The organism is Curvibacter cyanobacteriorum, assembly GCF_028649475.1.
In the GTDB taxonomy this organism is placed as follows: Bacteria; Pseudomonadota; Gammaproteobacteria; order Burkholderiales; family Burkholderiaceae_C; genus Curvibacter; species Curvibacter cyanobacteriorum.
Genome location: NZ_JAQSIP010000002.1, coordinates 208,007 through 227,061 on the forward strand (window position 1 = coordinate 208,007; position 19,055 = coordinate 227,061).

The 19,055-nt window shown below is 67.2% G+C and carries 16 protein-coding genes; 10 read left to right on the forward strand and 6 right to left on the reverse strand.

Features of this window, described 5'->3' with window-relative positions; genetic code table 11:
- Nucleotides 1-118: 118 nt before the first annotated feature.
- The gene (ppk1, locus tag PSQ40_RS04310; RefSeq protein WP_273949912.1) at nt 119-2,224 is read left to right on the forward strand and encodes a polyphosphate kinase 1; all 2,106 of its coding nucleotides are present in this window, start codon (nt 119-121) and stop codon (nt 2,222-2,224) included.
- Nucleotides 2,225-2,241: 17 nt separating this feature from the next.
- The gene (locus tag PSQ40_RS04315) at nt 2,242-2,703 is read left to right on the forward strand and encodes a SixA phosphatase family protein (protein WP_273949064.1); all 462 of its coding nucleotides are present in this window, start codon (nt 2,242-2,244) and stop codon (nt 2,701-2,703) included.
- A 287-nt stretch (nt 2,704-2,990) separates the two neighbouring features.
- On the opposite strand, the gene PSQ40_RS04320 is transcribed toward PSQ40_RS04315, so the two are convergent.
- Nucleotides 2,991-3,791, reverse strand: coding sequence for a hypothetical protein (locus tag PSQ40_RS04320; RefSeq protein WP_273949065.1), 801 nt, complete (start codon nt 3,789-3,791; stop codon nt 2,991-2,993).
- Between the two features lie 309 nt (nt 3,792-4,100).
- Nucleotides 4,101-5,579 carry an exopolyphosphatase gene (gene ppx, locus PSQ40_RS04325; protein WP_273949066.1) on the reverse strand — a complete coding sequence of 493 codons (1,479 nt, stop codon included), beginning with the start codon at nt 5,577-5,579 and terminating at the stop codon, nt 4,101-4,103.
- A gap of 464 nt (nt 5,580-6,043) precedes the next feature.
- Here ppx and pstS point away from each other — a divergent pair, with 464 nt between their 5' ends.
- From pstS to phoR, 7 genes are all read left to right on the forward strand, one after another.
- A complete protein-coding gene (pstS, locus tag PSQ40_RS04330) occupies nt 6,044-7,075 on the forward strand; it encodes a phosphate ABC transporter substrate-binding protein PstS (protein ID WP_409338556.1) in 1,032 nt (343 codons plus the stop codon).
- 96 nt (nt 7,076-7,171) lie between these two features.
- Complete coding sequence (gene pstC / locus PSQ40_RS04335) at nt 7,172-8,137, forward strand: phosphate ABC transporter permease subunit PstC (RefSeq protein ID WP_273949069.1); 966 nt, start codon at nt 7,172-7,174, stop codon at nt 8,135-8,137.
- Nucleotides 8,134-9,015 (forward strand): phosphate ABC transporter permease PstA, encoded by an 882-nt coding sequence (gene pstA / locus PSQ40_RS04340; RefSeq protein WP_273949070.1) that lies wholly within the window; start codon nt 8,134-8,136, stop codon nt 9,013-9,015. The genes pstC and pstA overlap by 4 nt, the downstream gene beginning before the upstream one ends.
- Nucleotides 9,016-9,033: 18 nt before the next feature.
- Nucleotides 9,034-9,816: a phosphate ABC transporter ATP-binding protein PstB gene (gene pstB / locus PSQ40_RS04345; protein ID WP_273925785.1), complete on the forward strand. Its 783-nt coding sequence runs from the start codon at nt 9,034-9,036 to the stop codon at nt 9,814-9,816.
- 9 nt (nt 9,817-9,825) lie between these two features.
- Nucleotides 9,826-10,527, forward strand: a complete 702-nt coding sequence (gene phoU, locus PSQ40_RS04350; RefSeq protein ID WP_273949072.1) for a phosphate signaling complex protein PhoU — start codon at nt 9,826-9,828, stop codon at nt 10,525-10,527.
- A gap of 6 nt (nt 10,528-10,533) precedes the next feature.
- Complete coding sequence (phoB, locus tag PSQ40_RS04355; RefSeq protein WP_273949073.1) at nt 10,534-11,241, forward strand: phosphate regulon transcriptional regulator PhoB; 708 nt, start codon at nt 10,534-10,536, stop codon at nt 11,239-11,241.
- Between the two features lie 20 nt (nt 11,242-11,261).
- Nucleotides 11,262-12,656, forward strand: coding sequence for a phosphate regulon sensor histidine kinase PhoR (phoR, locus tag PSQ40_RS04360; RefSeq protein WP_273949074.1), 1,395 nt, complete (start codon nt 11,262-11,264; stop codon nt 12,654-12,656).
- On the opposite strand, the gene PSQ40_RS04365 is transcribed toward phoR, so the two are convergent.
- From PSQ40_RS04365 to PSQ40_RS04380, 4 genes are all read right to left on the reverse strand, one after another.
- Nucleotides 12,601-13,953: an MATE family efflux transporter gene (locus PSQ40_RS04365; protein WP_273949076.1), complete on the reverse strand. Its 1,353-nt coding sequence runs from the start codon at nt 13,951-13,953 to the stop codon at nt 12,601-12,603. The two genes, phoR and PSQ40_RS04365, sit on opposite strands and share 56 nt — an antisense overlap.
- A gap of 2 nt (nt 13,954-13,955) precedes the next feature.
- Complete coding sequence (locus PSQ40_RS04370; protein ID WP_273949078.1) at nt 13,956-15,659, reverse strand: hypothetical protein; 1,704 nt, start codon at nt 15,657-15,659, stop codon at nt 13,956-13,958.
- Between the two features lie 121 nt (nt 15,660-15,780).
- Complete coding sequence (locus PSQ40_RS04375; RefSeq protein WP_273949079.1) at nt 15,781-16,047, reverse strand: type B 50S ribosomal protein L31; 267 nt, start codon at nt 16,045-16,047, stop codon at nt 15,781-15,783.
- Nucleotides 16,048-16,175: 128 nt separating this feature from the next.
- Nucleotides 16,176-17,507 carry an ArgE/DapE family deacylase gene (locus tag PSQ40_RS04380; protein WP_273949080.1) on the reverse strand — a complete coding sequence of 444 codons (1,332 nt, stop codon included), beginning with the start codon at nt 17,505-17,507 and terminating at the stop codon, nt 16,176-16,178.
- Between the two features lie 140 nt (nt 17,508-17,647).
- On the opposite strand from PSQ40_RS04380, the gene PSQ40_RS04385 reads away from it, so the two are divergent.
- A complete protein-coding gene (locus tag PSQ40_RS04385) occupies nt 17,648-19,054 on the forward strand; it encodes an amidase family protein (protein ID WP_273949082.1) in 1,407 nt (468 codons plus the stop codon).
- Nucleotide 19,055 lies beyond the last annotated feature (1 nt).

Sequence of the window (19,055 nt, forward strand, 5' to 3'; positions counted from 1 at the left end):
AGGCTAATAATGTGGCGCTAACAAAGCGACGCTGTGCGTTGCTGCCGTCGGTGCGGGTGCGTGGCGTTCGCTCTGTGCCGTGCCGGTGGTGATCCCTGTCAGAGGTTCTGGTTTGCTGATTCCCCATTCCCCTTCCAAGTCCGAACCCCCGTCTGAGGCCGCTGAGGCCCATGTCAGTCTGCTGGACCGGGACCACAGCATCCTGGCCTTCAATGACCGGGTGCTCGATTGGGCGCGTCGCGATGACGTGCCGCTGCTGGAGCGCTTGCGCTTCCTGTGCATCGTGTCCTCCAACCTCGACGAGTTCTTCGAGGTCCGTGCCGCTCCTCACCTGATCGCCCTGCAACTGCGTGACCCCAAGGGCACCTACAGCCACAACTCCTTTGAGGCGTTGGCCGACCGGGCGCACCACCTGGTCGAGCAGCAGTACGCGCTCTACAACGACCAGTTGATGCCGGCCTTCGAGCGCCGGGGCATCCGCATCCTGTCGCACGGCGAACGCAATGCGGCGCAGCGGCGCTGGGTGGCGGACTACTTTCAGCGCGAGGTTCAGCCTCTGCTGGTGCCGGTCGGGCTGGACCCGGCCCACCCGTTCCCGCAGGTGGCCAACAAGTCGCTCAACTTCATCGTGCGCCTGCAGGGCCACGACGCTTTTGGGCGTGACAACGAGGTGGCCATCGTCAAGGTGCCGCGGGTGTTGCCGCGCATCATCCGCATGCCGGGCAAGGTGTCGGGCAAGGGGGCCAATTTTGTCAGCCTGTCCAGCGTCATCCGTGCCCATTTGAGCGATCTGTTCCCGGGTCGCCAGGTCACCGAGTTCTCGCAGTTCCGCGTCACCCGCCACTCTGACCTGGCCTTTGACGAAGAGGACGTGCGCGACCTGCGCGCGGCGCTGCGTCAGGGCCTGGAGCACCGCAACTATGGGCAGGCCGTGCGCCTGGAGGTGTCGGCCGGATGCTCGGGTTTCCTGTCCGACTTTTTGCTGTCGCAGTTCAACCTGCCGCCCGGGGGGCTGTACCGTGTGCATGGGCCCGTCAACCTGGTGCGTCTGACCCAGCTGGTGGATCTGGTGGCGGACCCGGCGCTGCTGTTCCGGCCCTGGAAAGCGGCCTTGCCGCGCCAGTTGCAGCAGGGCACCTCGATCTTCCAGCAGGTGGCGCAGCGCGATGTGCTGATCCACCAGCCTTTCGAGAGCTTTGATGGCGTGTTGGGCTTTCTGCGCGAAGCCGTCAACGACCCTCAGGTGCTGGCGATCAAGCAGACCATCTACCGCACGGGCGCAGATTCCGAGCTCATGGAGCTGCTGCGCGAGGGCGTGCGCCGCGGCAAGGAAGTGACCGCGGTGGTGGAGCTCAAGGCCCGCTTTGACGAAGAGGCCAACATCAACTGGGCCGAGGCCCTGGAGTCGATCGGCGCGCAGGTGGTGTACGGTGTGGTGGGCCTCAAGACCCACGCCAAGATGCTGCTGGTGACCCGCCGCGAAGGGCGCCAGTTGCGCCGCTACGGTCACTTGTCCACCGGCAACTACAACCCCCGCACCGCCCGGCTCTACACCGACCTGAGCTACCTGACCGCCCAGCCCGAGCTGACCGCGGAGATGGATGCCGTGTTCTCGCACCTGGCCAGTCAGAACCGCCTGCCGCGCCTCAAGCACCTGTGGATGGCACCTTTCCACCTGCACCAACGCACCCTCGATGCCATCGAGGAGGTGGGGTTGGCGGCCCAGCGCGGCGAAGGCGGCCGGATTGTCGCCAAGATGAATGCGTTGACCGATGAGCCGCTGATCCGGGCGCTGATCCGCGCTGGCCAGCGTGGCGCGCACATCGACCTCATCATCCGGGGCGCGTGCATGCTGCCGGCCGGGGTGCCGGGGCAGACCGACAACATCCGGGTGCGCTCCATCATCGGGCGTTTCCTCGAGCACTCACGGGTCTTTTATTACCGCGCGGGGCAGCAGGAGCACCTCTACCTGTCCAGTGCCGACTGGATGAACCGCAACATGCTGCGCCGGGTCGAGGTGGCTTGGCCCGTGACCGACCCGGAGCTGCGTCAGCGCATCATCGACGAGTGTCTGGTGGGCTACCTGCACGACGACCGGGATGCCTGGGCCTTGTCGCCGCAGGGCAGTTACGCACGGGTACCCCGGCAGGGCGCGCAAGCGCATGGGGTGCAGCAGGCCTTGATGGACCGTTACAGCAGCGAGACCCGAAGCAAGAAAAACTGACCGGCCAGGGAGGGCCCATGGATCTGATTTTGTGGCGACACGCCGAAGCCGTTGAAGGTGAGGAGGCCCTCGAGGACCTGGCCCGCGGCTTGACCCCCAAGGGTGAAAAGCAGGCCATGCGCATGGCGGGGTGGTTGGACCGGCAACTGCCCGAGGGGCTGCGTGTGCTGTGCAGCCCGGCCCGCCGAACCGAACAGACCGCCATCGCGCTGGGCCGCAAGTACAAGCTGCGCGCCGAGTTGCTGCCTGGGGGCACCCCTGACGACCTGTTGAGCCTGGCCCAGTGGCCGCGGCAGCGGGGGGCCGTGTTGGTGATCGGTCACCAACCCATGCTGGGCCAGACCATCAGCCAGCTGTTGGGCCTCTCTGAACCTGAATGCGCCGTGCGCAAGGGCGCTGTGTGGTGGTTGCGTTACCGCGAGCGCCTGGGCGTGCCCCAGACGGTGGTGGTCACGGTGCAAACCCCCGACCTGCTTTGAGGTCCAGGCCCTGCTGCGGCCCCGGCCGTCAGGACGGGTCACTGGGGCGGCAGGGCTGGGTACCGAGGAGGTGGCCTTGTTGGATTGCTGTCCCGGCCGACTGACCGTGGCACGTGCCGGTGGTGACTGGTCAGGCCATGGCCAGCGGCCAATGAACAGTCACCAACGACCAATCACCAACCACCAGCTACCAGCTGACAACTGAGCTTGGACGGTCGTTGCCCATCCGGGGGCGGCTCAACCGAGTTCTGCACTGGCGGCGTGGCTCGGTGTTCCGGTGGGGCGTGTCAGGCCTTGCTCTTGCGGGCGCTGGCCTTGGGGGCGGCAGCGCTGCTGTCTTGCTTGGGGCGACCGGTCTTGATCGATGGCACCGCTTCCAGGGCCTTGAGCAGCGCGCTGCTGTTCAGGCTGGCCAGCAGGCGGATGCCGGCGCGCAGGATTTCGCTCTTCTTGGCCGAGTGCCCCAGCTTCTGGGCGCTCTGCTTGAGGTTGGTGAGCACATCGAACTCGTCCTTGGGGATGGTGAAGCTGTCACGCACCAGCTTGGCCTTCTTGGGCTTGACTTCAGCTTCAGCGGCCTTCTTGGCTTTGGCCGGCTTGCTGGCCTTGGCGGGCTTGGCTTTCTTGTCGGCGCTGGCCTTGGGCGCGGCTGCTGCCACGGGGGGGGCAGCTTTGGCGGGGGCCTTGGCCTTGCTGCTGGTGGCCGGGGCCGGGGCCGGGGCCGGGGCTGCAGGGGCGCTCACCGCGGTGCTGGTGGCCTTCTGGCTGCTGCTGGCTTTCGCAGGGGCGGCCTTCACTGCCGCCTTGGTCTTGGTTTTCACGGCGGCAGGGGCTGCGGGCGCGGGGCGGGCTTTGGGCTTGGCGGCGGCTTGGGTGGGCGCCGGTGCCGTGGCGGCCTTGGTGGTTTTGGCGTCTGCAGCAGGGGCCGGTGCCGCCTTGGCGGTGGCCGGGGCGGCGGCCGCAGCCTTCGGGGCCGAGGTGGCGGGGCTGGGCTCGGGGGCGGGGTTCACCACGACCGTGGCTGGGGTGGCGGTGTTGTGTTTGGTGGGGCTGGAGGCGCTGTCTTTGGAGACCATGCTGTTGTTCATGCGGATCGGCTGAAAGGTTGAAACGGTATAAACAGTATATACCGTTTGTCCAATTTGCAGATTCGGTTCGCGCAGGGTCACGCGCCTGGCCATCGGGGGTAGGCGGGCGCTTGTTGTGGGTGTCTGGCGGGGTGCAGCGAGCCTCCGCGCAAGGGGTGGCGCCGCCTCAGGGGGGCGGGCGTTTGCCTGCGGGGCCGGGTCGGCCCAGCACGGCGAGCCGCTCAGACGGGCAGGGCGGTGCGGCACCGCGCCCGACGGAGGGGGGGGAGTTGAGGGAGGGCTGCGGCGCAGGTGCCGCGCCGCCTTGGTTCAGTGGGCTTGGAACGCCAGCGACCAGGGTGTCTTCTGCCAGGCCAGGGTTTCTTCGCGCATCAGGTGGGCCGATTGCGGATACTGCTGGCACCAGGCCGCGCTGGCGCTGAGGCTGAACTGGTAGCCGTCTTGCTGCAACCGCAGCGAACTCAAGTCCGGGCTGCGGCGGGCATGGCACAGGGCCACGGCCAGGCGCAGGCAGAGCAGTTGGCGCACGAAATCTTCGTCGTCCAGGTCGGCTTCGAGCTTGCGCACCTTGCCCCGGTGGCCCAGGATCAGCAGGCCCAGGCGGTGCAGTTCGTGCAGCGAGAAGCCCGGGGCATCGGTGTTGTCGAGGATGTAGGCGCCATGGCGGTGGTAGTCGCTGTGGGCAATTTGCTGCCCGATCTCGTGCAACTGCGCGGCCCAACCCAGCTTGCGCTCTGCGCGCTCTTCGACCGGGTCTTCGATCTGTTGGTACAGCGCCAGGGCGGCCTGGTGCACGCGCTCGGCCTGTTGGGCGTCGACCTGAAAGCGCTCGCTCAAGGCGATCACGGTGCTGGCGCGCAGGTCGGTGTGGGCCTGTTCGCGGTCCAGCAGGTCGTACAGCACGCCCTGGCGCAGGGCGCCCTGGGCGACCTGCATTTCATCGATGCCCAGCAGGTCAAAAATGGCGGTCAGCACGCTCACCCCGCCGCCGATCACGGCGCGGCGCTCGTCTTTGAGCCCTTCCATGCGCACCCGGTCAGCGCTTTGGGCGCGCAGCAGGCGCTCCTGCAGCCAGGCCAGGGCGCTGCGGCTGATGCGGCCGCTGGGTTCTCCCGCAGCGGCCAGCACGTCGGCCACCGCACCCACGGTGCCCGAAGACCCGTAGGCCACGTCCCAGCTGTCGCGGCGGTAACTGTCGAGGGCTTCGTCCAGCACGGCCTTGGCGGCGATCTCGGCGGTCATGAAGGCCTGCTGGGTGAACAGCCCTTGCGGAAAGTATTTCATGGACCAGGCCACGCTGCCCACGCGGTAGGAGGCCACCACGTGGGCGTGGTACTGCTGGCCCAGGATCAGTTCGGTGGATCGGCCCCCGATGTCCACCACCAAGCGTCGCTCGTCCGACTGTGGCAGCAGGCGCGCCACGCCCTGGTAAATCAGGCGGGCCTCTTCAGGGCCCGAGATCACATCAATCGGAAAGCCCAGGATGGCATTGGCGCGGTTCAGGAATTCGTCACGGTTGCGCGCTTCGCGCAGGGTCTGGGTGGCCACGGCCCGCACCTGGGTCGGGTTGAAACCCGCCAGGCGTTCGGCAAAGCGGGCCAGGCAATCCCAGCCGCGCTGCATGGCTTCGGGGGTCAGGCGGCGGTCTTCGTCGAGACCGCTGCCCTGGCGCACGGTTTCCTTGAGGTACTCGCTGCGTTGAATCTGACCGTGCAGCAGGCGCCCGATCTCCAGTCGAAAGCTGTTCGACCCCAGGTCGACAGCGGCAATGAGTGATCCGTTTTGCATGGGGGTGGCGGCGTGTTCGGGCAGTGCGTGAAGGCGTGCTGGCGCCGCCGTCGGCGCCACAGAGGCCGGAGGGCGGGGGCTGAGCAGGGCAGTCATGGCGGCGGCAGGCAGGTGAAAAAGAGGAAGTGACTGCTTCTATGAGCTCCGCTGGGCACAGGCCCCGCGGGGTGGCCGGGGACCTGAGGGAAGCTCGGAACTCACAGGGGGCACAGCGCCGCAGCACGGCTGCGGCCCCTTCATTGTCTCTGTTGTATCGAATTGCAGAGCCGCACGATGCCGGAATATTTGACAGTCAAGGCACTTTAGGCGGCCTGTGTGACAGTCAAATGACGTTTTTGTGCCATTTGTGACAAGAAATCCAGGGTTTCTCAGGGGTTTTGAGGATGTCACGCAATCGTCACATTGGGCTTTTACAGTCCGGGCATCCCTTCCAACCTCCAAGGTGACTTTGTATGACTTCGTGGATGATTCGTTTGGCCATCGCCGGTGCAGTTGCTGCTCTGTCCTCTCCCGCTGCCATGGCCCAGCAAGAAGCCACCGGTGCCGGTGCCAGCTTTCCGGCGCCTCTGTATTCCAAGTGGGCCGCTGATTACAACAAGGCCACCGGCGTCAAGATCAACTACCAATCCGTGGGTTCGGGCGCTGGCATCCGTCAAATCGAAGCCAAAACGGTCGATTTCGGTGCCTCGGACGCCCCGCTGACCGACGACGACCTGAAGGCCAAGGGCCTGGTGCAGTTCCCCACCGTGATCGGCGGCGTGGTGCCGGTGATCAACATCAAGGGCATCACCCCCGGCCAAATGAAGCTGACCGGCCCCGTGTTGGCCGACATCTACCTGGGCAAGATCACCCAGTGGAGCGACCCCGCCATCAAGGGCTTGAACCCGGGCCTGGCGCTGCCGGACAGCCCGATCGCCGTGGTGCGCCGCGCCGACGGTTCGGGCACCAGCTTCATCTTCACCAACTACCTGAGCAAGGTCAGCCCCGAGTGGAAGAGCAAGGTTGGCGAAGGCACGGCTGTGAACTGGCCCACCGGTGCCGGTGGCAAGGGCAACGAAGGCGTGGCCGCTTTCCTGGGCCGCCTGCCTGACTCGATCGGCTACGTTGAGTACGCTTACGTGAAGCAAAACAAGCTGAACTACGTGCAGCTGCAAAACGCTTCGGGCGCCTATGTCGCTCCGGACGACCTGACCTTCAAGGCCGCCGCTGCCGGCGCCACCTGGAGCAAGAGCTTCTACCAGATCCTGACCAACCAAGCTGGCAAGGAAGCCTGGCCGATCACCGGTGCCACCTTCATCCTGATGCAAAAGAAGCAGGACAAGCCGGCCCAAGCCACCACCGCCCTGAAGTTCTTCGACTGGGCCTACAAGAGCGGCGACAAGACTGCCACCGACCTGGACTACGTGCCCATGCCTGACAGCGTGAAGGAAGTGATCCTGAAGTCGTGGGCCGAAATCCGCGACGCCGCGACCGACAAGCCGGTGGCTTACAAGTAAGTCGGTACTCACTCGACCCGCTTTCAGGACTGCAACGTGTCCACTACACTGCCGGTCAATCACGCCTCGCCCCCATTGGCGGGGCGTGTTCAAAATATGACCACACCTCCTACCCCCCGCCCCCTGCTGTCGGGTGCCGTGGCCGACCGGCTGTTTGGCTGGCTGGCCAAGGGCGCCGCGCTGCTGACCCTCGGCTTGCTGCTGGGCATCCTGGCCTCCCTCGTGTTTGGCGCCTGGCCTGCCATCGAAAAATACGGCCTCTCTTTCCTGACGCGCAGCGTCTGGGACCCGGTTCAAGGCGACTTCGGTGGCCTGGTGATGATTTACGGCACCCTGGCCACCTCGTTCATTGCGTTGGCCATCGCGGTGCCCGTCAGTTTTGGCATCGCGCTGTTCCTCACTGAACTGTCGCCCAACTGGCTCAAGCGCCCGCTCGGCACGGCCATTGAACTGCTGGCCGCAGTGCCTTCCATTGTGTACGGCATGTGGGGCCTGATGGTGTTCGGCCCCATCCTGGCCACCTACGTGCAGCAGCCGCTGCAGGCCCTGCTCAAGGGCGTGCCGGTGCTCGGCGGTCTGGTGTCGGGCCCCCCGGTGGGCATCGGCATTCTGTCGGCCGGCATCATCCTGGCGATCATGATCATCCCGTTCATTGCCTCGGTGATGCGCGATGTGTTCGAGGTCACACCGGCCCTGCTCAAGGAATCCGCCTACGGCCTGGGTTCGACGACCTGGGAAGTGGTGTGGAAGGTGGTGCTGCCTTACACCAAGACCGGTGTGCTCGGCGGCATCATGCTGGGCCTGGGCCGTGCCCTGGGTGAAACCATGGCGGTGACCTTCGTGATCGGCAACATGAACCAGCTCAACTCCCTGAGCGTGTTCGAGGCCGCCAACAGCATCACCTCGGCGCTGGCCAACGAATTCGCCGAAGCCGGCGAAGGCCTGCACCAAGCGTCCCTGATCTACCTCGGCCTGGTGCTGTTCTTCATCACCTTTGTCGTGCTGGCCCTTTCCAAGGTCCTGCTGCTGCAGCTCAAGAAGAGCGAAGGAGCCCGTTCATGAGCACCTCGGCTCAATTGTTGGCCGCGGCCGACCTGGCGCAGACGCGCCAGGGCCGCTATGCCAGCCGCAAGCGTGTCAACACCATTGCCCTGACCTTGTCGTTGGCTGCCATGGCCTTCGGCGTGTTCTGGCTGGTGTGGATCCTGTGGGAAACCATCCGCCTGGGCTTTGGCGGTCTGAGCGTGGCCCTGTTCACCCAGATGACCCCACCCCCGAACGAGGTTGGCGGCATCTCGAATGCCATCTTCGGTTCTTTCGTGATGGTCTTGATGGCCACCTTCGTTGGCACGCCGATTGGCATCATGGCCGGTGTCTACCTCGCGGAATACGACACCAAGGGCTGGTTGGCCTCGGTCACCCGCTTTGTCAACGACATCCTGTTGTCCGCCCCCAGCATCGTGATCGGCCTGTTCGTGTACGCCATCGTGGTGGCCCGCTTCAAGAGCTTCTCGGGCTGGGCCGGCATCATCGCGCTGGCGCTGATCGTGATCCCGGTGGTCATCCGCACCACCGAGAATATGTTGACGCTGGTGCCGTCGGCACTGCGTGAAGCCGCCTACGCCCTGGGCACGCCCAAGTGGAAGGTCATCCTGATGATCACGCTGCGGGCGGCCAAGTCGGGTGTGATCACCGGTGTGCTGCTGGCCGTGGCCCGCATCTCGGGTGAAACCGCACCGCTGCTGTTCACCGCGCTGAACAACCAATTCTGGAACTCGGACCTGTCCAAACCCATGGCCAGCCTGCCGGTGACCATCTTCAAGTTTGCAATGAGCCCGTACGAAAACTGGCAGCAACTGGCCTGGGCAGGGGTGTTCCTGATCACCGTGGCCGTGCTGGGGCTCAACATCCTGGCTCGGGTTTTGACCCGCCAGAAGTAAAGGCAAGGATCCATTCCCATGACGACCACTTTCACTGTGCCCGATCACCAGGCCAAGATTGCCGTGCGCGATCTGAACTTCTACTACGGCAAGTTCCACGCCCTCAAGGGCATCAACCTGAACATCCCCGAGAAGAAGGTCACCGCCTTCATCGGCCCGTCGGGTTGCGGCAAATCGACCCTGCTGCGCACCTTCAACCGCATGTTCGAGCTCTACCCCGAGCAACGTGCCGAAGGCCAGATCGTGCTCGACGGCGAGAACCTGCTGACCTCCAAGCAAGACGTGGCCCTGATCCGTGCCAAGGTCGGCATGGTGTTCCAGAAGCCCACCCCGTTCCCGATGTCGATCTACGACAACATCGCGTTCGGCGTGAAGCTGTTCGAGAACCTCAGCGCCGCCGACATGGACGACCGCGTCGAATGGGCCCTGCGCAAGGCGGCCCTGTGGACCGAAGTCAAGGACAAGCTCAACCAGAGCGGTTCGGGCCTGTCCGGTGGCCAGCAGCAACGCCTGTGCATTGCCCGCGGCATCGCCATCAAACCCGAAGTGTTGTTGCTCGACGAACCCTGCTCGGCGCTGGACCCGATCTCCACCGCCAAGGTCGAAGAGCTGATCGCTGAACTGAAGGATGACTACACCGTGGTCATCGTGACCCACAACATGCAGCAGGCGGCGCGTTGCAGCGACTACACCGCCTACATGTACCTGGGCGACCTGGTGGAATTTGGCGAAACCGAACAGATGTTCTTCAAGCCCACCCGCAAAGAAACCGAAGACTACATCACCGGCCGTTTCGGTTGAGGAGCCCCCATGCCTGACAAACACCTTTCCACGCAGTTCGATACCGATCTGAACGGCGTCTCCTCGCGCGTGATGGAGTTGGGCGGCCTGGTGGAGTCCCAGATCCACCAAGCCATCTACTCGCTGTCGCAGTTCAGCCCCGAAGCGGCGGACCAGGTGATCGAGATCGAACTCCGCGTCAACGCGATGGAGATCGAGATCGACCGCGACCTGGCCTCGATCATCGCGCGTCGCCAACCGACCGCGCGTGACCTGCGCCTGCTGCTGGCCATTTCCAAGACCACCGCCAACCTTGAGCGCGTGGGCGACGAAGCCAGCAAGATCGCCCGCATGGTGAAGTCCATCATCGAAAGCGGCTCGGCCCGTCAACTGCCCTCGTCGGACCTGCGCATGGCGGCCGACCTGGCGTCGGGCCTGCTGCGCAAGGCGCTGGACGCCTTTGCCCGCCTGGACACCGCGACCGCCGTGTCGATCCTCAAGGAGGACGACCTGATCGACCGCGAGTTCGACGGCTTTGTGCGCAAGCTCATCACCTACATGATGGAAGACCCGCGCACGATCTCCGCCAGCCTCGACCTGCTGTTCCTGGCCAAGGCCATCGAGCGCATTGGTGATCACGCCAAGAACATCGCCGAGTTCATCATCTATGTGGTCAAGGGCACCGACGTGCGCCACGCCTCGATCGATGATGTGGAGTCGGCCCTCCGGTGATTCGAGATGAAGAAACTGCCTCAAATCCTGATTGTTGAAGACGAGCCGGCGATTGCCGAGCTGATCGCGGTCAACCTGCGCCACAACGGCTTCCAGCCGGTGTGGGCGGAGGACGGCATCTCGGCCCAGCGCGAGTTGGACGCGGTGTTGCCCGATGTCATCCTGCTCGACTGGATGCTGCCGGGCCAGAGCGGCGTGGCGCTGGCGCGCAAGTGGCGCTCGGATGCCCGCACCAAGGGCGTGCCGATCTTGATGCTGACTGCGCGTGGGGACGAGTCCGACAAGGTGCAAGGCCTCGACGCCGGTGCCGACGACTACATCACCAAACCGTTTTCGACCCAGGAATTGTTGGCCCGCATCCGTGCCGTGCTGCGCCGCCGTGCCCCCGAGCAGGTGTCCGACGCGGTCACGATTGGCGAGCTGGTGCTCGACGCGGCCACCTACCGCGTCACCTTCCAGGGCCAGCCCCTGAAGGTGGGGCCGACCGAGTTCAAGCTCCTGCACTACCTCATGAAGCACTCCGAGCGCGTGCACAGCCGCTCGCAGCTGCTGGACCGCGTCTGGGGTGACCATGTGTTCATCGAAGAGCGCACGGTGGACGTGCACGTCAAGCGCCTGCGTGAAGCCCTGGGCGGCGCAGGCACCATGGTGGAGACCGTGCGCGGCGCCGGCTACCGATTGACCGGGCAACCCCAGACGGCCGTTTCTGCCTGACCGCTGCGGCGGCGCAACCCATGACATTCCGGTTTTTGAGTTTTGTAGGGGCCCAGCTGCTGGCGGGCGCCCTGGGCTGGGCGCTGGCCGAATGGCTGGGCGCCTCGATGGCCGTGGTGGTGGGCACTTGGGTGTGGTTCCTGCTCGACGTCTGGCGTGGCCTTCAGGTGCGGCGCTGGTTGCGCAAGGGCGATGCCAATGCCGCCCCCAACATCGGTGGCCTGTGGGGCGAGGTGTCGGACCGGGCGCGTCGCCTGTTGCGCCAGGAGGCCAAGAAAGCCTTGGACAGCGAGCAGCGCCTGCAGGACTTTCTGGCCGCCATACAGGCCTCGCCCAACGGGGTGGTGCTGCTGGACCCCGAGGGCCACATCGAGTGGTGCAACCAGACCGCGGCCGAGCACTTTGGCTTTGACCCGCAGCGCGACCTGCTGCAGTCGATCGGCAACCTGCTGCGCGAACCGGTGTTTGCGGCGTACTACGCTTCGCGCGACTACAGCCACGACATCATCATGTCGGGCCGCGACAGCACCCTGTCGCGCCCGGTGCGCCTGTCGGTGCACCTGCACGCCTACGGCGAAGGCCGGCGCCTGCTGCTGTCGCGCGACGTCACGGCGCTGGACCAGGCCGATGCCATGCGGCGCGACTTTGTGGCCAATGTGTCGCACGAGATCCGCACCCCGCTGACCGTGCTGTCCGGCTTCATCGAGACCTTGCAGACCCTCAACCTCGAACCTCAGGAACGCCAGCACTACCTGAGCCTGATGGCCCAGCAGGGCAGCCGCATGCAGACGGTGGTGAACGACCTGCTGACCTTGTCGCGCCTGGAGGGCAGCCCGGCCCCGGGCCTCAACGACTGGCAGCCTGTGGGGGCCCTGTTGCAGCACTGCGAGCAGGAGGCGCTGGCCCTGTCGAATGTGGTGACCGCGCACAGCGGGCGCCGCCATCAGATCCATTTCGATGTCAGCCATGCCCTGGGCATGGACCTCGCGGGCTCGCACAGCGAGCTGCAAAGCGCCCTGTCCAACCTGATCAGCAACGCGGTGCGCTACACCCCCGGGGGCGGCAGCATCCAGGTGGCTTGGCGTGTGCTGCCCGATGGACGCGCCGAGTTTGAAGTGCGCGACACCGGCCCGGGCATCGCGCCCGAGCACATTCCCCGCCTGACCGAGCGCTTCTACCGCGTCGACCGCAGCCGCTCGCGCGAAACCGGTGGCACCGGCCTGGGCCTGGCCATCGTCAAGCACGTGGTGCAGCGCCACGGTGCGCAGCTGCTGATCGAAAGCTCGCTGGGCGTGGGGTCGCGGTTTGCGATCACCTTCCCCGCCAATCGGCTGCGCCGAGCCGCGGGCGCCTTGCCGGTCACGGCGCCGGTGGCGTCACCGGCCGCCGAAGCGCGAACCAAAGCATTGGCGTGAGCAGCAGCGCGGCCAGCCAGAGGGCCAGTGTGCTGGCGGCCCAAAAGGCCGTGGCACTGGCCCAGGCCGGCTGGTCCGCCAGGCCCTGGTAGGCCAGCAGGTAGCCGCCCCCCAGGCCCGCGCCCCACAGCAGCACGCTGTAAACCAGCAGGGGGCTCAGCGTGACGCGGTAGCAGCGCAGCACGAACACGCACAGGGTCTGCCAGGCGTCAGCCAGGTGGAAAAAAGCCACCCACAACAGCAGCGGCGCGGCTTGGCGCGCCACCTCCGGTGATTCGGCGTAGGCGCGGGGCAGTTGTTCATGGCCCAGCCACAGGGCGGTTGACGCCACCACACCCAGGCCCAGGGCCAGCATCAGCCCGGTCAGGACCGAGCGTTTGGCGCGCTCCGGCTCACCGGCGCCCAGCCAGTAGCTGGTGCGCGCACTGGTGGCAATGGCCAGCGACAGCGGCACCATGTAGAGCACGGCCGTCACATTGGCGGCGATCTGGTGGCTGGCCGCCGCGGTGGTGCCCAGGCGCGAGATGAACAGCGCCATCAGCGTGAAGGACGTCACCTCCACCATCACCGACAGCCCCGCCGGCAGGCCCAGGCGCAGGAATTGCCCGAGTTGCGCTGGGTCTGGTCGCTCCAGCGGGCGCCACAGTTGCAGCGCCTGGTAAGCGGTCTGGCGGCGCAACATCAGCCATGCCAGGCCCAGCAGGCTGTAGTTGACGACCAGGGTGGCCAGCGCGCAGCCTGCCGCCCCCTGAGCAGGCCAGCCGGCGCCGCCCCAGGTCAGCAGCATCGACAGGGGCACCTTGATGGCCAGCCCGCCGAGTTGCAGCCAGGTCACCAGACGCGGCTGGTGCAGCGCCTGGCTCAGCGTGCTGTAGAGGCGAAACAGCAGTGCAGGGGGCAAGGCCCAGGCCAGCAGGCCCAGATAGCGCGTGACGTCCGGGCGCAACTCGGCGGGCACCTGGGTCCAGGCCAGCGCCGGCTCGGGCCACAGCAGCAGGCCCATGCCCAGCAGCGCCGCCACGGCGCTCAGGTACAGCGACTGCCGCACCGAGGCCCCCAGCGCCTGCGGCCGACCCGCGCCCAGCAGTTCGGCCCAGATCGGCAGCAAGGCCTGCAACACGCCCATCAGACCGATGTAGACACTGATGTAGAAGGCCGAGCCCACGGCCAGTGCGGCCAGGGCTTCGGGTGAATGGCGGCCCGCGACCAGGGTGTCGGTGACGCCATAGGCCATCACCGCCAACTGCCCGGCCAACACGGTGCCCGCGTGGCGTGCAATCGAGCGCAGTTCGCTCAAGTTCAATCTCCGATGCGGCGGTACAGCAAGACCACTTCGCGCCGCTCGACAGGGCGCCAGACGCTGCTTTCAAACTGCCATTGCAAGGCGCTGGGCTGCGCCTGCCCTGGCTCGGCCGGCTCACGACCGACCAGCAGCCAATCGCAACGCGGCGTGGCCCCCAGTGCCTGCAGGCGCAGTTCACCGTGGTACTGGAAGGCCGCGGCCTGCGCCTGGGTCAGGCCAATGGCCTCGGCACATTGCGCGGTGCCCATCAGGGCGCGCGCCGACTGCACCATGGTGGCGTAGCTCTGGGCGTAGTCCAGCAGCGGCAGCCACAGCGTCATGAGCAGGATCCAGCCGAGTGCCGCGCCGCCCGCGGGCAGCACCAGGCTCTTCCAGATGGCCGCGCGGTGGCGACCGGCGCGCCATTTCACCAGCGCAATCCAGGCCGCGGTCGCGGCCAGTGCGCACAGCAGCGGAAAGAGTGAGAAATCAGGCTGAAACCCCGGCGCCAGGCGCGCCACATTGGCGGCCGGCTGGGCCGGGAAGCCGGTCTGCATGGCCAGCCAGATGACCCAGATGATGATCGCCGCACCGGTGAAAAACAGCAGCGTGAACCAGTCGATCAGTGCGCCCATGCTGCGGCTCAGCGTGGGCAGAGCAAAGGCTGCCAGCGTGGCCAGCGCGGGCATGCCCAGCAGCAGGGCCCGGTCGGCAGGCAGGGTGGTGAAGGTGGCGACCACCGACACCGAGACGAACCACAGCGGCAGGCTCAGGTGCAGCGGCCAGCGGCGGCTGCGCAGGTGGTGGCGCCAGCGCCAGACCGACCAGAGGGCCAGCGGCCAGGCCGGCCAGGCAAACCACACCAGCAGGCGCAACAGGCTGCGCGCCTCGGCCAGGTCGGGCCACACCAGGCGCCAGCGGTTCAGTCCCAGGGCCAGCACCAGGGCCACCACCGCCAGCGTCACCACGCCCGCCACGGCCGCCACCTGGCTGGGGCTGTGGCGCCGACCGGGTTCGTTGTCGGCCGGGTCGGTCTGGGCCCAGCACAGGGCCGTGGCCCCAAAACCAAAAATCAGGGCCAGCGAGGGGCCGCCGCTCAAGGCCAGGCCACCCAGGCCGGCACTCAGCGCCACGATCGGGGCCGTGCGCCGGTACGGGCTGGCCGCCACCGCGTAGAACGCCAGGCTGGTGCAGCACAGCTGGGCCAGGTACGAGGTGGTTTCGTGCGACAGACGCGCCAGCCCCAGGCAGGCCATCAAGGCCAGCAGGCCGCCGTCGGCCAGCGCGCGCGCGTAGTCGTTGGGGCGCGCCTCGCCGCCAAAGGCAAAGGCCACCGGCTGTGCGCGCGGGCTGCGCGCCAGGTAGTACACGCCGTACCAGGTGGCCACCAGGGTCAGCACCAGCATGCCGATGAAGGGCAGGCGCGTCACCACCTCGGGCGACCAGCCAGCGGGCGCCAGCATCACGGCCCAGGCCCCGAGCCAATAGGCGAGCAGGCCGTCGGTTTCGGGCGGCAGTCCCGCCAGCAGCGGGTTCAGCCAGGGGGTGTGGCCACCGGCCAGCTCCAGCATGTAGCCCAGCGCGGCGATGTCGCCGTTCTTCCAGGGGCCACGGCCCCAGAAGCCCGCCATCACATAGGCTGCGCACAGGCCCAGCAGGGCCCACCGGGGCAGGCGGCGCACGGCGCTCTGGGCAACGATGGCGGGGGAGGTGGAGTTCAACTTGGGCGCAGAGGTTGGTGGGAACGAAACGCGGGCAGGGCCCAGAAATGCAAAAAGGCAGCACGTTGACCGGGCTGCCTTTTTAGCAGAAGTCGAACCGGCGTCACGCGCCGGCTTTGACTTACTTGCTGGGGGTGGCCAGCTTGCCGAAGCGGTTGCGGAAGCGCTCGACGCGACCACCCATGTTGTCCACCGACTTTTGGGTGCCGGTGTAGAAGGGGTGGGATTCGCTGGAGGTGTCCAGCTTGAACAGCGGCAGTTCGCGGCCGTCGTCGGTGGTGCCGGTTTCCTTGGTGCTCACGCAGGAACGGGTCACAAACTTGAAACCGTTCGACAGGTCCAGGAACAGGACTTCGCGGTAGTTCGGGTGGATGCCTTCTTTGGCCATGGTCTTTACCTTGTAAATACTTGCGAGAGCCACTGCACACCCACTGCGCAGCACTTTTCGCCAAAAGCTCTCCATTATCACCTTTTTTGACGCAGGCTTCAAGCAGGGGCCCATTGACGGGCGGCGACTCAGGTCGGGGGCGACCAGGGCAGCACGCCGCACCAGTCCACCATGAACCTCGCCAGGGTCTGGCTGACGCGCTTCATGCTGCTCAGCGAGACGGACTCGTCAATGCCGTGGATGTGCCTGGCCATGGGGCCGTAGTTGGTCACCGGCAGGTCGGTGCCCAGGCTGAAATGGCGCCCGTCGGTGGTGGCGGTGCAGGCCAGTCGGGTCGGCGCCTGCCCGTTGACCTGGGTGTGGGCCTGGGCCAGGGTTTGCATGGCGGGGTGTGCCAGGTCGTAGACACAGCCGGGCGAGCGGTGGCCGCGCGCACTGATCTCGATCTGCAGCGCCGGGTTCAGCGCCTGCGCCTTGGCGCGCAGGCGCTCGCTGATCTCGGCCAGCGCGGCGTCCGCGTCGATGCCGGGAAAGTAGCTGCAGCGCAGGCCCAGGGTGCAGGTGCACGGCACGGACGAGTTCCACTCACCGCCCTCGATGGTGCCGAGGTTGAAGTTCAGCGGGTGCGCCACGTCGGCAAAGGCCGGGTGGCGGCGCTCGGGGGCGTTCCACTCGGCCTCCATGACCTTCAACTCGGCCACCAGGGCCATGCCGGCCTCGATCGGGTTGAGCCCGCTGCCCATGTAGGCCACATGGGCCGGGCGTCCGGTCAGGGTGACGAATAACCAGCTGACCCCCACCTGGGCCGCCATCAGGGTTTCGCCAAAGGGCTCGGGGATGATCACCGCGTCAAAGTCGGTCAGGCGGGCCTTGGCCAGGGTGTGCTTCAAGGCGTGCACCGTGGACAGGGTGCCGTTGCCGGTGTTCTCTTCGTCCAGCACGGCGTTGAAGCCCACCACCCCCGCGGGCTGCAGGCCCAGCGAGCGCAGCGCCTGCAGCGCGATCAGGGTGCAGATCAGGCCACCTTTCATGTCGCCCGCACCGCGGCCGTACAGCCAGTCCCCTTCGACCCGGGGCTGAAACGGCGGGCTGTGCCACAGGCGGTCGGGCCCGGTGGGCACCACATCGAGGTGGCCATTGAAGAGCACCGATCGCCCGCGCGGCGTGCCCGCCGGCGGCAGGTGGCGGGCCAGCAGGTTGTAGCGGCCGTTGTCGGGGTCACAGGGACAGGAGAACAGCGGCGAGTCCTGGATCAAGCGGCTGTCCAGCAGGATGCGTTCGCAGTCCAGGCCCAGGGCTTGCATCTGGGCCTCCAGCACCGCGGCGGCGGGCTGTTCGGCGCCCGACGGGCTGGGCGCCGCGACCAAGTCGCTGAGCTGGCGGACCATGGTGTCGTGCAAGGCCTCGACGGCTTGCGCCAAGGCGTCGGTGCTGGGGGGTGGAAGAGAGGGCGAGGTCATGGCAAGCTCCAGGCACGGTCAGCCGTGCGAACACAACACAATGAACCCTGGCCCCGGCGGGGCGTGGGGCACAGCAAGGCGGGTGCAGCAGCGCTGCCCCGGTGGGGGGGGACCCCCTTGAACACGAAAAGGCGTTTTCTGTGAAGACTGAACTCTGGCGTTTGACGGCCACCGAACTGGCCGCCCTGATCCGTGAGCGGCAAGTGAGTGCGCTGGAGGCGGCCGAGGCCGCCCTGCAGCGCCTCGCCGAGGTCAACCCGGCGATCCATGCCGTGGTCGAGCACCGACCCGACGAGGTGCGGGCCCAGGCCCGGGCGGTGGACGCTGCCCTGGCCCGTGGCGAGGACCCCGGGCCGCTGGCCGGCGTGCCGGTGACCACCAAGGTCAATGTGGACCAGCGAGGCTTTGCCACCACCAACGGCCTGCGCGCCCAGCAGGACTGGATCGCCGAGCACGACAGCCCGGTGGTCGAGAACCTGCGACGCGCCGGCGCCGTGCTGCTGGGGCGCACCAACACGCCGGCCTTCAGCTACCGCTGGTTCACCAGCAACCTGCTGCACGGCCAGACCCTGAACCCCCGCGACGCGCGGTTGACGCCGGGGGGCTCCTCGGGGGGCGCCGGGGCCTCGGTGGCGGCGGGCATCGGCCACATCGCCCATGGCACCGACATCGCGGGCTCGGTGCGTTACCCGGCCTACGCCTGTGGTGTGCATGGCCTGCGGCCCAGCCTGGGGCGCATCCCGGCCTACAACGCATCGTCCCCCGAGCGCGGCATTGGCCCGCAGTTGATGGCGGCCTCGGGGCCGCTGGCGCGCAGCGTGGCCGACCTGCGCCTGGCGCTGCAGGTGATGTCCGCTGCCGACGCGCGCGACCCCTGGTGGGTGCCGGCGCCGCTCGACGGCCCGGCCCAGCCTCTGCGCGCCGCGCTGTGCTTGCGTCCCGATGGCCTGGCCACCCAGCCCGAGGTGGTGGCGGCCTTGCTGGACGCGGCCGAGCGCCTGCGCAGCGCAGGCTGGCAGGTCGACGAGATCGACGCCCTGCCGCCGCTGCGCGAGGCCGTCACCCTGCAGATGCGCCTGTGGCTGGGCGAGGGCTACGCGGCCCAGGTGGCGGCGGCCGAACGCGAGGGCGACCCGGGGGCGCTGACCGCGCTGGCCGGCTACCGCGCCGTGGCCGAGGGCCTGACCCCGGCCAGCCTGTCCGAGACCCTGACGCGGCGCGCCACCCTGGTGCGCCTGTGGCAGCTGTTCTTTGAGCGTTACCCGGTGCTGTTGCTGCCGGTCAGTGCCGAGTTGCCCTTTGCCAACGACCTCGACCTGCAGGGCGAGGCAGCCTACGCCCGGGTCTGGGCGGCGCAGATGACCCAGATTGGCCTGCCGTTCATGGGCCTGCCGGGCCTGACGGTGAGCACGGGCCTGGTGGGGCGCACGCCAGTCGGCGTGCAGCTCACGGCCAGCCGCTTCCGCGAGGACCTGTGTCTGCTGGCGGGCCAGGCGATCGAAGTCGGTGGCACGCCGAGTGCCCCGGTCGACCCTTGGCGGCCTTGAG

What these genes read in the sequence shown, in the direction of transcription:
- phoR (WP_273949074.1), top strand. Translation starts at nt 11,262, where the DNA reads ATGACATTCCGGTTTTTGAGTTTTGTAGGGGCCCAGCTGCTGGCGGGC.
- PSQ40_RS04315 (WP_273949064.1), top strand. Translation starts at nt 2,242, where the DNA reads ATGGATCTGATTTTGTGGCGACACGCCGAAGCCGTTGAAGGTGAGGAG.
- PSQ40_RS04320 (WP_273949065.1), bottom strand. Translation starts at nt 3,791, where the DNA reads ATGAACAACAGCATGGTCTCCAAAGACAGCGCCTCCAGCCCCACCAAA.
- pstA (WP_273949070.1), top strand. Translation starts at nt 8,134, where the DNA reads ATGAGCACCTCGGCTCAATTGTTGGCCGCGGCCGACCTGGCGCAGACG.
- PSQ40_RS04375 (WP_273949079.1), bottom strand. Translation starts at nt 16,047, where the DNA reads ATGGCCAAAGAAGGCATCCACCCGAACTACCGCGAAGTCCTGTTCCTG.
- PSQ40_RS04380 (WP_273949080.1), bottom strand. Translation starts at nt 17,507, where the DNA reads ATGACCTCGCCCTCTCTTCCACCCCCCAGCACCGACGCCTTGGCGCAA.
- pstB (WP_273925785.1), top strand. Translation starts at nt 9,034, where the DNA reads ATGACGACCACTTTCACTGTGCCCGATCACCAGGCCAAGATTGCCGTG.
- ppx (WP_273949066.1), bottom strand. Translation starts at nt 5,579, where the DNA reads ATGCAAAACGGATCACTCATTGCCGCTGTCGACCTGGGGTCGAACAGC.
- phoU (WP_273949072.1), top strand. Translation starts at nt 9,826, where the DNA reads ATGCCTGACAAACACCTTTCCACGCAGTTCGATACCGATCTGAACGGC.
- pstS (WP_409338556.1), top strand. Translation starts at nt 6,044, where the DNA reads ATGATTCGTTTGGCCATCGCCGGTGCAGTTGCTGCTCTGTCCTCTCCC.
- pstC (WP_273949069.1), top strand. Translation starts at nt 7,172, where the DNA reads ATGACCACACCTCCTACCCCCCGCCCCCTGCTGTCGGGTGCCGTGGCC.
- phoB (WP_273949073.1), top strand. Translation starts at nt 10,534, where the DNA reads ATGAAGAAACTGCCTCAAATCCTGATTGTTGAAGACGAGCCGGCGATT.